This window comes from Luteibacter sp. PvP120 (genome assembly GCF_054055715.1).
Map to the genome: position 1 here is coordinate 827,079 of NZ_JBSRXP010000001.1, position 13,104 is coordinate 840,182.

Here is a 13,104-nt window from a genome sequence, read left to right on the forward strand (position 1 = left end):
TGATCGATCAGGCGACGGCGCGCGGCGCCTTGCCGAGGATGCCGAGGACCGAGCCCAGCGTGTCGCGCATCTCGCGACGATCGACGACCATGTCGAGGGCGCCGTGTTCGATCAGGAAGTCCGGACGCTGGAAGCCTTCCGGCAGGGTTTCGCGCACGGTCTGCTCGATGACGCGAGGGCCGGCAAAGCCGATCAGGGCCTTGGGCTCGGCGACATTGAGGTCGCCCAGCATGCCAAGGCTGGCCGAGACGCCACCGGTGGTCGGGTGGGTCAGCACCGAGATGTAGGGCACGCCGGCATCGCGCATGCGCGCCAGGGCGGCCGAGGTCTTGGCCATCTGCATCAGCGAGAACAGGCCTTCCTGCATGCGTGCGCCACCCGTGGCGGCGAAGCAGACCAGCGCACTACGATCGGCCAGGGCCTTCTCGGCGGCGCGGGCGAACTTCTCGCCCACCACCGAGCCCATCGAGCCACCCATGAAGGCGAATTCGAAGGCGACCGAGACCACCGGACGCTCCAGCAGGCGACCGGACATCGCGATCAGCGCGTCGCGCTCGCCGGTGGACTTCTGCGCGGCGACGACGCGGTCCTTGTACTTCTTCTGATCCTTGAACTTCAGCGCATCGACGGCCTCGAGCTTCGGCCACAGCTCGGTGGCGCTGCCCTCGTCGAAGAACGCATTGAGGCGCACGCGCGCCGAGATGGCGTGGTGATGCCCGCACTTGGGGCACACCATCAGCGATTTCTCGAGCTCGGGCTTGTAGAGCACGGTGCCGCAACCGGCACACTTCTCCCACACACCTTCGGGCACCTTGCCCTTGCCGGCGGCCGCGCTGGGTGCGCGGGTCTTCGGCGTCATGATTTTCTGCAGCCAGTTCATGGTGGTTCTCCGAAAGGGTGGTGCGGATCAGCGCGCGTCGAGCGCGGCGCGGATGGGCGCAAGGAAATCGTGCGCGCGGCGGGCGGCATCGTCGGCGGACTCGGCGCCGGCCAGGCGATCGACCAGCGCGCTGCCGATGACCACGGCATCGGCGAAGGCACCGATCGCCACGGCGCTGGCCGCGTCGCGCACGCCGAAACCGACGGCCACCGGCGCGTTGGACCGCGCCCGGATACCGGCCACCCGCTCGGCGATGTCGCCGGTGCTGAGCTGGGCCGACCCCGTGATCCCGGCGAACGACACATAATACAGGAACCCCGAAGCCGCCTTGCAAAGGGCGTCCAGCCGGGTTTCCACCGTCGTGGGCGAGGCCAGGACGATCTGGTGCAGCCCCGCCGCGCGCAGGGGCTCCAGGACGTGGGATTCCTCCAGCGGGCAATCGACCATCAGCAGGCCGTCGACACCTTTCTCCGCGGCATCCTCGGCGAACTCCGCGTAACCGTACATCTCTACGGGGTTGAGATAACCCATGAGGACGATCGGCGTCTCGTTGTCGGTCTCACGGAACGCCGCGACCCAGGCCAGCACGTTGTTCAGGCCTACGCCCTGGGCGATAGCCCGCTCGCTGGCGTGCTGGATGACCGGGCCATCCGCCATGGGATCGGAGAACGGCACGCCCAGCTCGATGACGTCGGCGCCAGCGGCCACCAGGGCATGGAGCATGGGGACCACGGCGTCAGGCAGGGGATCGCCCGCGGTGACGAAAGTGATCAGGCCGGTGCGACCGGCGGCTTTCAGGGCGGCGAAACGCGTGTCGAGGCGGTTCATCAGAGCAGGATCCCCTCGCGCTCGGCGATGGTATGGACATCCTTGTCGCCACGCCCCGAAAGGTTGGCCAGGACCAAGCCGTCTTTCGGCAGTTCGCGCGCCAGCTTGATCGCCTGGGCAATGGCGTGGCTGGATTCCAGCGCCGCCAGGATGCCTTCAGTGCGGGCCAGCAGGTGGAAGGCCTCGAGGGCTTCGTCGTCGGTGACGCCGACGTATTCCGCGCGGCCGGCATCTTTCAGGAACGCGTGTTCCGGACCGACGCCGGGGTAGTCGAGACCGGCCGAGACGGAGTGCGTTTCCACGATCTGGCCGTTGGCGTCCGACAGCACGTAGGTACGGTTGCCGTGCAGCACACCGGGCTTGCCGGCCGCCAGCGAGGCGGCATGGCGACCCGTGTCGATGCCGTCGCCCGCGGCTTCCGCGCCGACGATGCGCACGTCGCGGTCGTTGAGAAAGGCGTGGAACAGCCCGATGGCGTTGGAGCCACCGCCGACGCAGGCGGTGATGACATCAGGCAGGCGACCGAACTGCTCGAGGGTCTGCTCACGCGCCTCGCGGCCGGCGATGGCGTTGAAGTCGCGGACCATCTGCGGATACGGGTGCGGGCCGGCGACGGTGCCGATGATGTAGAAGGTGTCGGTCACGTTGGTGACCCAGTCGCGCATGGCCTCGTTGAGGGCGTCCTTGAGGGTCTTGGAGCCGGACGTGACCGGCACCACCTCGGCGCCGAGCAGGCGCATGCGATAGACGTTGATCTTCTGCCGCTCGATGTCCACCGCGCCCATGTAGACGATGCACTTCAGGCCCAGGCGGGCGGCCACGGTGGCGCTGGCCACGCCGTGCTGGCCGGCGCCGGTCTCGGCGATGATGCGTGTCTTGCCCATGTGCCGGGCGACCAGCGCCTGGCCCACGGTGTTGTTGATCTTGTGCGCGCCGGTGTGGTTCAGGTCCTCACGCTTGAGGATGATGCGCGCGCCACCGACGTGGCGGGTCAGGCGCTCGGCCAGGTAGACCGGGCTGGGACGGCCGACGTAATACTTGAGGTCGCGGTCGAGCTCGGCGATGAAGGCGGGATCGACACGCAGCTTCTCGTACGCCGCGGTCAGCTCGGCCAGCGGTTCCATGAGCGTCTCGGCCACGTAGATGCCGCCGTAGTCGCCAAAACGGCCGTGCGCGTCGGGGTAGGCGTGGAAATCCGTGATCTCGGTCATTGCGTTCTCGCTATCGTCGTACGGCGGACATGAAGCGTTCCATCTTAGCCGCTTCCTTGATGCCCGGCGAAACCTCGATGCCGCTGGAGACATCCACCGCCCACGGCCGCGCGATGCGGATGGCCTCCGCCACGTTGTCCGCGTCCAGGCCGCCGGCCAGGATCAACGGCTGCGCAAGATCCTGCGGCATGGTCGACCAGTCGAACCGCTGCCCGCTGCCGCCCTGCTCGCCCAGGCCGTGCCCGTCCAGCAGCAGCCCCGCGGCGCCGGGAAACAGGTGCAGCCGGGCCAGGGCCGGCGCGCCCTCGCCCATCGCGATGGCCTTGGTATAGCGCACGCCGTGGGCGGCGCACTGCGCGTCGGTTTCCGTGCCGTGGAACTGGAGCATGTCCGGGCGTACCACCCTGACCACCTCGTCGATGAAGGCGGGCTCGTCGTCCATCACCAGCGCCACGACGCTGACATAGGGCGGCACGGCGTCGCGCAGGCGCGCGGCGGCTACGGGATCGACGAAGCGCTTGCTCCGGCGCGTCATCACCAGGCCGATGGCATCCACGCCGAGGCGTACAGCCAGCTGCACGTCGTCGATGCGGGTCAGGCCGCAGAACTTGATCCGGGTCATAGCGTCACTTCCTGTGGCAGCCCCCAGTGGGCTTCATAAAGCGGACCGAGGAAGGTCAGGCCTTCCGCGGGCGCGGTGGCACCGGCCACCTCGCGGTCGCGGCCGGCCAGCAGCTCGGCCATCCAGCCGACGGCTTCCTCGCCGCGGCCGATCCGCAGCAAGGACCCGACGATGTTGCGGACCATGTGGTGCAGGAAGGCGTTGGCCTCGATCTCCACCACCACGTGGATATCCTCGCGGAACACGCGGATGGCGCGCACGTTGCGCCGTGCATGCGCGGCCTGGCAGGAAATGGCCCGGAACGCCGTGAAGTCGTGCTCGCCCACGATCGCCTGCGCCGCCTCGTGCATGGCATCCGCATCGATCTGCCGCCGCTCCCAGGCGACGAACCGCGCGTCCAGCGCGGGGCGCACGAAGCGCGGCAGGATGCGATAGCGATAGCGACGCGCCCGCGCCGAGAAACGTGCATGGAAGTCATCGGCCACCGGCTGCGCCCACGTGACCGCCACGCTGTGCGGCAGGTTGGAACACGCACCGAGGATCCAGCCGCGCATGTCGCGCACCACCTCGGTATCGAAATGGACCACCTGGCAGCGCCCGTGCACGCCGGCATCCGTGCGGCCGGCCGCGGTGACCTCCACCGGGGCATGCGCGACGAAGCCGAGCGCCTTCTCCAGCGCACCCTGCACGGTCTTCGCATGGCTGAGCCGCTGCCAGCCGAAGAAATCGGTGCCGTCGTATTCGACGCCAAGGGCGATGCGCATGGGAAAGGTGTCGGGGGCCGTGGAAACCGCAAAGGGTACCATTCGTGCGCCAGGCGGTGCGTTCGGGGGCGTAGGGACACACCCACGCCGACCCGGGGCTGCCACAATCGCGCCTCCGGGAAGCCCCGTACAGCCCGCATGATCGCAGCGGACCAACTATCACGCAGGCCTGACCCCATGGCATCGTTCACCTACGCAAGCCTCTTTTGCGCCCTGCTCGTCCCGATAGCCTTCACCTGTAGCGCTGCGCCAGCCAGCGACGACGCCCGGGACGAAGCGACCGGACAACCCGCGACGACGGCATCGAACGCGCCGTACCGGATGTCCACGGACCTGCGCCGGAACATCGCCGCAAGCCCATCATGGACCGCCCCGCAGAAGCCCTTCCGCATCTACGGCAACACGTGGTTTGTCGGCCCCAGGGGGCTGGGCGTTTTCCTCATTGCGTCGCCTGCAGGACACATCCTGATCGACGGTGGCGTGCCGGGCGACGCTGCCCTGATCGAGGCGAACCTGCGCCAACTCGGCGTACGCCTGCACGACATCAAGTGGCTACTCAACACGCACGCGCACTCCGACCATGCAGGCGACCTGGCCCGATTGGCCGCCGATACGGGTGCACAGGTGATCGCCAACGCGGCAGACGCTTCCCTGCTGGAACGTGGGGGTACCGACGATCCCCAGTACGGCAACCGGTTCGCTTTCCCGCCCGTGCGCGTGGACCGAACGGTCGTGGACGGCGACGTGTTGCATCTGGGCGACCTGACGGTAACGGCCCACGCGACACCCGGCCATACCAAGGGCAACACGACCTGGACATGGACGTCCTGCGAGGGAAAGCGCTGTCTCGCCGTGGTCGACGTGGGCAGCCTTTCCGCCCCAGGCTTCCATCTGGTGGGAAATGCCCGATATCCCGAGATCGTCCGGGATTTCGAACGCAGCTTTGCCGTCGTCGCCGACTTGCCTTGCGACATCCCCATCGCCCCGCATCCGGAGATGGTCGATTTCTGGGAGCGCGTCGCAAAGCGCAAGCAGGACGGCACGGACGCCATGATCGATCCCGCCGGCTGCCGCGCCTACGCGACCGATGCACAACAAAACTTCGAGGCCGAACTAGCCAAGCAACAAAAGTCCAGGTAGGAGCGGACGATGTCCGCGAACCCTCAAGGCATCCGCCACGAATGAAGCCATGCACAACATCAACGCAGGCGTCTCCACCTGCGAAAACGAATGCATGATGCGATGCGGAGAGGATGGTACCTTCCATCGGCATGCCGTTGTAGGCGTCGCATGCGCCGACAAGCGCACCTCCACCACGTCCCCATCGCAACAACGCACAAGGCAAGCCATGGCGCTCATAGGAAAGCTGTTCGACGGACCGCTCGACCTGATCGGCGATGTACACGGCGAAATCGAGGCCCTGCATCATCTTCTTTCCCGCATGGGCTACGACGCAGAGGGCCGCCACCCCGAGGGGCGACGCCTCGTCTTCGTCGGTGACCTGTGCGACCGCGGCCCGGACAGCCCCGCCGTGCTCGACCTGGTTGGTGCGCTGGTCGCCGCGGGACGTGCGCAATGCGTACTCGGCAATCACGAGCTGAATATCCTGCGTGGCTCGCGCAAGGAGGGCAACGGCTGGTTCTTCGAGGACAACCACGACCGCGACGAAGGTAAGTTCCTCGCCTCGACCGATGCGGATGCCGATAGGCGGAGGCACTACCTCGCCTTTCTCGGCGAACTGCCCATCGCCCTCGAGAGCCCGGAACTGCGGGTCGTGCATGCCTGCTGGAACGAGACATCGGTGCAGGAGATAAAGACGGCGAGCGTCGCCACCGTGGCCGACCTGTTCACGGTGGCGGACGATGCCGCCGAAGCGCGGCTGGCGAGCAGTGGCTTGCTCGTCACGGCCGACAACGAAGCAAAGCACATCGGCGACTCCCTTCGCGACCCGGATGCCGCCATGAGCATGCTCCATGGCATGGCGCAGGTCGACGAGATCCGCCAGATGGGCAATCCCGTTCGCGTGCTGACCTCCGGTGTGGAGCGTATCGGCGAGGCGCCTTTCTTCAGCAGCGGAAAATGGCGGATGGTCGAGCGGGCCGCCTGGTGGAACGACTATCGTGGCGCCGTGCCCGTCGTCATCGGCCATTACTGGCGCTGGCCTGTATCGGTCGACAGGCGTGCCTTCGGCAAGGGTGGCAAGGACCTGTTCGAGGGCGTTCCCTTCGACGAGGCGCTCGGCCCCGACCGCAACGTCTACTGCATCGACTATTCGGTGGGCCGACGGTTCCAGGAGCGACTGGCAGGGCATGCCTTCCTGACCCGACTGGGCGCCCTTCGCTGGCCGGAACGCGAACTCGTGTTCGACCGGACATAGATGCCCTGACACGAAACGACGAAGGCCCCGGTGCACGCACCGGGGCCTTCACGGGGGCGAACCGCCGGGTCAGACGATGTCGTCGAGGATCCGCTTGGCCGTGTCCTTCTGCATCTGCGTCCCTTCGGCGATCACCTCGTCGAGCATCAGGCGGGCGCCTTCGGCGTCGCCCATGTCGAGGTAGGCACGGGCCAGGTCGAGCTTGGTGTCGACGGGGTCGTCGCTGAAGTTGTCGCGAACGTGATCCGTGAGCGGTTCGTCGTCGGGGAACGTCGGGAACGCCGGCGGCTCGTCGAAGCGGGGCTCGTCCAGACGATGCTCGTCGGGACGCCCTTCATCGAAGCTGGGCTCGTCGAATCGCGGCTGCTCTGCGTGATGTTCGTGCCCGTCGACCAGCGTATCGGCGCGGTGCGACTCGTCGAGCGGTACGGGCACGTCGGCCAGCCCGTCGCGATCCCCGTCGAACGACCAGCTCGGCGCGGGTTCCTCGTGCGCCCGGGTCTGCTCACCCAGGATGTCGCCGAAGGTGGACGCCGGCGGCACGTGCCGCTCGTCGACCGCATCGATGTCGTGATGTGCCGCGTCGTGCAACGGCGCCTCGTGGTACGGCGACTCGGGCGCGTCCACGTCGAAGACGTCGGGTGCGTTGGCGCGATGCTCGGCCTCGGCGCGCTGCACCGGGGTCAGGTCGAAGTTGAAGTGGTACTCGCTGTGCTTCTGCGGCTCGGCGCGCGGCGGCAACTCGTCGTCTTCGGCACTGGTCACGTAGTGGCCCAGGTCGAATTCCTCGAGCGCGGCGACCTCGTCGGCGGTGTGGGGCGAGCCGGCGGTGTAGGTGTCGTACGGCTCGTCGATCTCGTCCACCGGGACGCCGCCGAACAGCGGATGGGTGGGCGCGAGATCCTCACCCATGGTCACCACCTCGCGCCACTCCGGCTGATCCGGGTCGGCGACGTGGGCGAACATGGCTTCGGCCGCGGCCTCGAAATGGTCGACGTCACGGCGGCGGTAATAGAGGCTGACCAGTTCCAGGTGCAGGCCGATGTCGTCCGGGTGCTCGGCCAGGGCGTCGAGGATCTCGCGCTGGTCCGGGTCGATCGCATCGTTGTGGCCGTACTCGCCGAAGGTCGGTTCCTGCTGGCCGAACCGGTCGGCCAGCGAGGCCGGTGTCGCCTCGGCCGGCGTCGGCTTGCGGCGGCCGAACACGGCCGCCACCAGGAGCAGGAGGATGACGATGGCGCCGCCACCCCAGGCCCAGGGCTGCATGTACCAGGGATCGTCGTCGACCCGCACGGGCGTCACGCCCGTGGGTTTCGTGACGGGCGTGGCGGCCGGTGCGGTGTTCGCGGCATCTTTCAGCGGCGCGGTGGCCACCGTGGCGGCGGGCGCCGCCGATGCGGGCCGGGCCGGGCCGGACGATGCGGGCGTCGCCGGCGAGGTCGCTACCGCCGGTGCCGGCGCGGCGGCCGACGTAGCGGCGGGCGTCGCGACCGGCGGCTGCGCGGACGCGGGCGTCGGCTGCACGGCGGCAGCGGCTGCCGGCGCGGCCTGACCGCCCGCCTTGCGCGCGTCGGCCAGCTTGCGCTGGAGCTCGGCGATCTCGGCGTCCTTCAGGCTGAGCAGCCGCTCGTTCTTGCTGTTGATCGCCTCCAGGTCGCTGACGCGCGAGGTGAGTTCGGCGCCCTGCTGCTTGAGCGAGGCGACGTTTTCCTGCTGGGTGGTCAGCGCCTGCTTGAGGCCGGCCACTTGCGCGTCGCCCTTGCCGTCACGGGTGCCGGCACGAGTGGAGGCGGCTTCACCGCCCTCCTTCGAGGGGACGATGGCGAGCCGGTCGTTGGCAGCCGGCGTGGGCTTGCCGGTGTCCTGCGCCGCGCCGGTCGCGGCACCGTCGGCCACGACGGATGGCTTGCGGGCCGAGCCCGAACGCCATGCCTCGTTCTGGCGACGCACCTCGGCCAGCGCGGACGCCGCGGACTGGGCCTGGACATCTTCCGGGGACGGCACGCGCAAGACCGCGCCGGTCTTCAGCGCGTTGATGTTGTCCCGATAGAACGCATCCGGGTTGGCCTTGCGCAGGGCCAGCAGCATCTGGTTCATGTCGCCGCCACCGGCGTGGTCCCGCGCGATGGCAGACAGGCTCTGCCCCCGCTGCACGGGGCCATAGGAACCGCTGGCCGCCGGCGCCGCACGCGGGGACGGGCGCGTCGGCGCCCTGTCCGGAGCGGCAGACGGTGCTGCGGCGGCGGACGGTGCCGCGGCTTCGCTGCGCGATGGACGAGGCTGCGCGGCTTCGGCCGTGCGCGAGGGCACGTCGGACGTACGCGACGGACGCGCGGTGGGCGTCGGCGCACCGACGGACGGCGCGGAGATCGGGGTGCCCGGCGGGTCCAGCAGCATGGTGACCTCACGGACCACCTTGTTGCCGCCCGTGGATACCTCGACGAGGAAATCGAGATAGGTGTCGCGCACGGGCGCGCCACTGGTCACGCGGATGACGGGTTGGCCACCGGCATTGCGGGCCACGGTGAAGCTGAGGGCGACCGGCAGGCCCTCGCGGCTTAGGCCGGCGCGGGAGAAGGCCTCTTCGGAGGCCAGGGCGACATGAACGTTGTCGAGGCTACCCGACACGCCGCTCAGCGGGATTTCCGCGACCAGCGGCTGTTCCATGGTGGAGCGCATCTGGACCGGGCCCAGGTTCTGCGCCCATGCCTGACCGCCCCCCGTGAGCAGCGCCAGCATGATCGACAGCTTCAACGTACGGTTCATTACGGCTTCCCCCGAACTAAAATCATGCTGACGGCGCGCCTCTTTCGGGCGGTCGGCCGCGAAGGCGCCACTGTAGTGCACCCCAGCAACAACTAACAATAGCGTACACGGGCAGTTACGCGACAACCCTGCTGTCGTTCGCGAACCCCGTACAGCTCCCTTTGTCGCTCAAACCGCGCCGACCGAGGCCGTCACGGGTGTTGTCCGGCGAGTTGCTTCTGCAACTCGGCGATCTTGCGATCGCGCTCGGACAGGGCCTTCGCCGCGGCATCGGAATGCGACTCCAGCGTATCCACCCGGGCCTTGAGTTGCCTGACCCGGAGGTTCTCGGCATCCGCCTGCCGCTGCGCCGCCTCCAGCCGCGCGCGGGCAGCAGCAGGGCTTTCGGTCGGCGCCGCCGGCGTCACCTGCGCTGCCGCCATCGCCCAGGGCGAAAGCGACACGAGCAGGCAGGCGGCGACGACGCGTGGATGCATTACAGGTAATCCTCGATCAGGATCTCCGCGATCTGCACGGCATTCAGCGCAGCGCCCTTGCGGATGTTGTCGGCCACGACCCAGAGGTCCAGGCCGCGCTCGTGGGAGATGTCCTCGCGGATGCGCCCGACGAACACCGGGTCCTTGCCGGCCGCGTCGCCGACCGGGGTCGGATAGCCACCGGCCCTGCGCTCGTCCTGCACGACGACGCCCGGGGCCGCCTCGAGCAGTTCGCGGGCGCGCTCGGCCGTGATCTTGTCGCGGGTTTCGATATGCACGGCCTCGGAATGGCCGTAGAACACCGGAACGCGCACGGCGGTCGGATTCACCTGGATCGAAGGATCCTCGAGGATCTTCCGGGTCTCCCAAACCATCTTCATTTCTTCCTTGGTGTAGCCGTTGGGCTGGAAGTCGTCGATGTGGGGAATGACGTTGAAGGCGATCTGCCTGGGGAACTTGCCCGCTTCCACTTCCTGGAAATTGAGCATCTGGGCGGTCTGCTTGCCCAGTTCCTCCAGGCCACTGCGGCCTGCGCCGGACACCGACTGGTAGGTCGCCACATTGATACGCTCGATGCCTACCTCCCGATGGATCGGCGCCAGCGCCACCAGCATGCCCATCGTCGAGCAGTTGGGGTTGGCGATGATGCCGCGCGCCGTGTAGTCGGCGATGGCGTGCGGGTTCACTTCGGAGACCACCAGGGGGATGTCGTCCTGGTAACGGAACTCGGAGGTGTTGTCGATCACCACGGCACCGGCCGCCGCCGCGCGCGGGGCATGCTCGCGGCTGACCGAGCCGCCGGCCGAGAAGAACGCGATGTCCACCCCGTCGAAATCGTAAGTGGCCAGGTCCTGCACCACGTGCGGTTTTCCCGCGAAATCGATCGTACCGCCCGCCGAGCGCTCGCTCGCCAGGGGCACCAGTTCGCTGATCGGGAAATCCCGTTCGGCGAGGATCGAAAGGAGGGTTTCGCCGACCGCGCCGGTCGCGCCCACCATGGCCACCTTGTAACTCGTCTTCTTGCTCATCGGTCGCTTTCGTCAGGGCGTGGGGAACCGGGAAGGCCGGCGTCGGCCAGCACCCCGGGATTGAGGATCGAGGGAGGCCGGCCGGCGTGGGGACCGTGTCCGAACGCCGCCAGCACATTGTCCACAGCCAGCGCCGCCATATCGCGACGTGTGTCGCGGCTTGCACTGGCGATGTGCGGGCTGAGGACGATATTTTGCAGACGCATCAGGTCGGGATGGACCCGGGGCTCGCCTTCGAAGACGTCCAGGGCGGCCGCGCCGATACGGCCGTCGGCCAGCGCCCGGGCCAGGGCCGCGTCGTCGACGATGCCGCCACGCGCGATGTTGACCAGCGTGGCCGTGGGCTTCATCGCGTTCAGCTCCGCCTCGCCGATGGCGTGCCGGTTGGCCGGCGTGAACGGCAGCACCAGGATCAGGTGGTCGGCCTGGGCCAGCAGCGTCGCCTTTTCGACGTAGGAAGCAGCGCATTCGCGCTCGATCGAGGCATCCAGGCGCGAGCGGTTGTGGTAGATCACCCGGGCGCGGAAACCGGCGGCGCGTCGCGCGATGGCCTGGCCGATCCGACCCATGCCGAGGATGCCGATGGTGGATCCATGAATGTCCGCCCCCAGCCAGCCCTCGAAGCGTGGGCCCTTCCACTGGCCATCGCGCAGCCAGCGCTCGGCCTCGCCGACGCGCCGCGCGGCGGCAAGCATCATGGCCCAGGCGTAGTCGGCCACCGTCTCGTTGAGCACGTCGGGGGTGTTGGAGGCCCCCACGCCGGCGGCGGTCAAGGCATCCACGTCGAGGTTGTTGTAGCCCACGCCCAGGTTGGCGACAAAACGGAGCCGGGGGGCGCCTTGCAGCACGCCGGCGTCGATCCGCTCGGCCAGGCCGATGATCGCGGCGTCGGCACCGGCGAGGCGCTCGGCCAGTTCAGCCGGCGAGAACGCGCGTTCCTCGGTCTCCGCGCGCACCTCGAAGTGCTCGCGGAGCCGGTCGACGATGTCGGGAAAGAACGGGCGGGCGACCCAGACCGTGGGCCGCGTCATGCACCGCTCCCCACGCTGCCGGGGATGCGCGGCGGCACCTCGCCCACGTCGCCGCACTGCGCGCGGTGGCGCAAGGCCTGGTCCATCAGCACCAGGGCCATCATGGCCTCCGCGATCGGCACCGCGCGGATGCCCACACAGGGATCGTGCCGGCCCTTGGTCACCACCTCGGCCGGCTGCCCTGCCCGGTCGACGCTGCGGCCCGGCACGAGGATGCTGGACGTGGGCTTGAACGCCATGGACACCACGACCGGCTGTCCGGAGGCGATGCCGCCGAGGATGCCGCCCGCATGGTTGGAGAGAAAACCGTCGGTGGACAGCTCGTCGCGGTGCTGCGTGCCGCGCTGGGCGACCGCGTCGAAACCGTCGCCGATCTCCACGCCCTTCACCGCGTTGATCGACATCATGGCCGCGGCCAGTTCGCCGTCCAGCTTGCCGTAGATGGGCTCGCCCCATCCGGCCGGCACGCCGTCGGCGACCACCGTGACCTTCGCCCCGACCGAATCGCCCGACTTGCGCAGCGCATCCATGTAGGCCTCAAGCTCGGGCAGTTGTGACGCGTCGGGCCAGAAGAACGGATTGCCTTCGATCGCCTCCGCGTCGAAACCGCGTGGGCCCAGTGGACCGATCTGCGCGACATGGCCGCGGACACTCACCCCATGGCGCAGGGCAAGCCACTTCTTGGCGATGACACCGGCGGCCACGCGCATGGTGGTTTCGCGGGCGGAGGAACGTCCGCCGCCGCGCGGATCGCGCACGCCGTATTTCTGCCAGTAGGTGTAGTCGGCATGCCCCGGGCGGAACGTTTCCAGGATGTTGCCGTAATCCTTCGAGCGGGCATCCACGTTACGGATCAACAGCGCGATGGGCGTGCCCGTGGTGACGCCCTCGTAGACGCCGGAGAGGATCTCGATCTCGTCCGCCTCGCGCCGTTGCGAGGTGTGCCGCGAGCGCCCGGTGGCACGCCGTTCCAGGTCGGCGCGGAATTCCGACGCTTCCAGGGCCAGGCCGGGAGGGCAGCCGTCGACCACGCACCCGATCGCCGGGCCGTGGCTTTCGCCGAAGGTGGTGACGCTGAGGAGCTTGCCGAACGTATTGGAGGACACGGTGTTTCCGATGGG

The 13,104-nt window shown here is 68.6% G+C and carries 12 protein-coding genes; 2 read left to right on the forward strand and 10 right to left on the reverse strand.

The features are described from left to right. Positions 1 to 7: 7 nt before the first annotated feature. Genes accD through truA form a run of 5 tightly spaced genes read right to left on the reverse strand, consistent with a single transcriptional unit; the run spans position 8 to position 4,305 of the window. Positions 8 to 880, reverse strand: a complete 873-nt coding sequence (gene accD, locus ACVKN3_RS03270; RefSeq protein WP_354515916.1) for an acetyl-CoA carboxylase, carboxyltransferase subunit beta — start codon at positions 878 to 880, stop codon at positions 8 to 10. Positions 881 to 907: 27 nt separating this feature from the next. Continuing rightward, complete coding sequence (gene trpA / locus ACVKN3_RS03275; protein ID WP_285401268.1) at positions 908 to 1,708, reverse strand: tryptophan synthase subunit alpha; 801 nt, start codon at positions 1,706 to 1,708, stop codon at positions 908 to 910. Next, positions 1,708 to 2,919 carry a tryptophan synthase subunit beta gene (gene trpB / locus ACVKN3_RS03280; RefSeq protein ID WP_036140759.1) on the reverse strand — a complete coding sequence of 404 codons (1,212 nt, stop codon included), beginning with the start codon at positions 2,917 to 2,919 and terminating at the stop codon, positions 1,708 to 1,710. The genes trpA and trpB overlap by 1 nt, the downstream gene beginning before the upstream one ends. Positions 2,920 to 2,929: 10 nt before the next feature. Continuing rightward, positions 2,930 to 3,541, reverse strand: coding sequence for a phosphoribosylanthranilate isomerase (locus ACVKN3_RS03285; protein ID WP_285401271.1), 612 nt, complete (start codon positions 3,539 to 3,541; stop codon positions 2,930 to 2,932). Then, a complete protein-coding gene (gene truA / locus ACVKN3_RS03290; RefSeq protein ID WP_285401272.1) occupies positions 3,538 to 4,305 on the reverse strand; it encodes a tRNA pseudouridine(38-40) synthase TruA in 768 nt (255 codons plus the stop codon). Before truA ends, ACVKN3_RS03285 begins: the two co-directional genes overlap by 4 nt. Positions 4,306 to 4,482: 177 nt before the next feature. Here truA and bla point away from each other — a divergent pair, with 177 nt between their 5' ends. Further along, positions 4,483 to 5,445, forward strand: coding sequence for a subclass B3 metallo-beta-lactamase (gene bla / locus ACVKN3_RS03295; protein WP_285401273.1), 963 nt, complete (start codon positions 4,483 to 4,485; stop codon positions 5,443 to 5,445). Between the two features lie 208 nt (positions 5,446 to 5,653). Then, entirely contained in the window at positions 5,654 to 6,682 is a 1,029-nt protein-coding gene (locus tag ACVKN3_RS03300; RefSeq protein WP_354515912.1) for a metallophosphoesterase, read from the forward strand. A gap of 69 nt (positions 6,683 to 6,751) precedes the next feature. On the opposite strand, the gene ACVKN3_RS03305 is transcribed toward ACVKN3_RS03300, so the two are convergent. The 5 genes from ACVKN3_RS03305 to aroC form a co-directional block, all read right to left on the reverse strand. Next, the gene (locus ACVKN3_RS03305; RefSeq protein ID WP_354515910.1) at positions 6,752 to 9,448 is read right to left on the reverse strand and encodes a FimV/HubP family polar landmark protein; all 2,697 of its coding nucleotides are present in this window, start codon (positions 9,446 to 9,448) and stop codon (positions 6,752 to 6,754) included. A gap of 191 nt (positions 9,449 to 9,639) precedes the next feature. Beyond that, positions 9,640 to 9,924: a hypothetical protein gene (locus tag ACVKN3_RS03310; protein ID WP_285401279.1), complete on the reverse strand. Its 285-nt coding sequence runs from the start codon at positions 9,922 to 9,924 to the stop codon at positions 9,640 to 9,642. Next, positions 9,924 to 10,952 (reverse strand): aspartate-semialdehyde dehydrogenase, encoded by a 1,029-nt coding sequence (locus ACVKN3_RS03315; RefSeq protein WP_354515908.1) that lies wholly within the window; start codon positions 10,950 to 10,952, stop codon positions 9,924 to 9,926. The genes ACVKN3_RS03310 and ACVKN3_RS03315 overlap by 1 nt, the downstream gene beginning before the upstream one ends. Then, positions 10,949 to 11,983, reverse strand: a complete 1,035-nt coding sequence (locus ACVKN3_RS03320; protein WP_285401283.1) for a 2-hydroxyacid dehydrogenase — start codon at positions 11,981 to 11,983, stop codon at positions 10,949 to 10,951. Before ACVKN3_RS03320 ends, ACVKN3_RS03315 begins: the two co-directional genes overlap by 4 nt. Next, a complete protein-coding gene (aroC, locus tag ACVKN3_RS03325) occupies positions 11,980 to 13,089 on the reverse strand; it encodes a chorismate synthase (RefSeq protein WP_354515905.1) in 1,110 nt (369 codons plus the stop codon). Before aroC ends, ACVKN3_RS03320 begins: the two co-directional genes overlap by 4 nt. Positions 13,090 to 13,104: the final 15 nt, after the last annotated feature.

What these genes read in the sequence shown, in the direction of transcription:
- ACVKN3_RS03305 (WP_354515910.1), bottom strand. Translation starts at nt 9,448, where the DNA reads ATGAACCGTACGTTGAAGCTGTCGATCATGCTGGCGCTGCTCACGGGG.
- accD (WP_354515916.1), bottom strand. Translation starts at nt 880, where the DNA reads ATGAACTGGCTGCAGAAAATCATGACGCCGAAGACCCGCGCACCCAGC.
- ACVKN3_RS03320 (WP_285401283.1), bottom strand. Translation starts at nt 11,983, where the DNA reads ATGACGCGGCCCACGGTCTGGGTCGCCCGCCCGTTCTTTCCCGACATC.
- truA (WP_285401272.1), bottom strand. Translation starts at nt 4,305, where the DNA reads ATGCGCATCGCCCTTGGCGTCGAATACGACGGCACCGATTTCTTCGGC.
- trpA (WP_285401268.1), bottom strand. Translation starts at nt 1,708, where the DNA reads ATGAACCGCCTCGACACGCGTTTCGCCGCCCTGAAAGCCGCCGGTCGC.
- ACVKN3_RS03315 (WP_354515908.1), bottom strand. Translation starts at nt 10,952, where the DNA reads ATGAGCAAGAAGACGAGTTACAAGGTGGCCATGGTGGGCGCGACCGGC.
- bla (WP_285401273.1), top strand. Translation starts at nt 4,483, where the DNA reads ATGGCATCGTTCACCTACGCAAGCCTCTTTTGCGCCCTGCTCGTCCCG.
- ACVKN3_RS03285 (WP_285401271.1), bottom strand. Translation starts at nt 3,541, where the DNA reads ATGACCCGGATCAAGTTCTGCGGCCTGACCCGCATCGACGACGTGCAG.
- ACVKN3_RS03310 (WP_285401279.1), bottom strand. Translation starts at nt 9,924, where the DNA reads ATGCATCCACGCGTCGTCGCCGCCTGCCTGCTCGTGTCGCTTTCGCCC.
- trpB (WP_036140759.1), bottom strand. Translation starts at nt 2,919, where the DNA reads ATGACCGAGATCACGGATTTCCACGCCTACCCCGACGCGCACGGCCGT.
- ACVKN3_RS03300 (WP_354515912.1), top strand. Translation starts at nt 5,654, where the DNA reads ATGGCGCTCATAGGAAAGCTGTTCGACGGACCGCTCGACCTGATCGGC.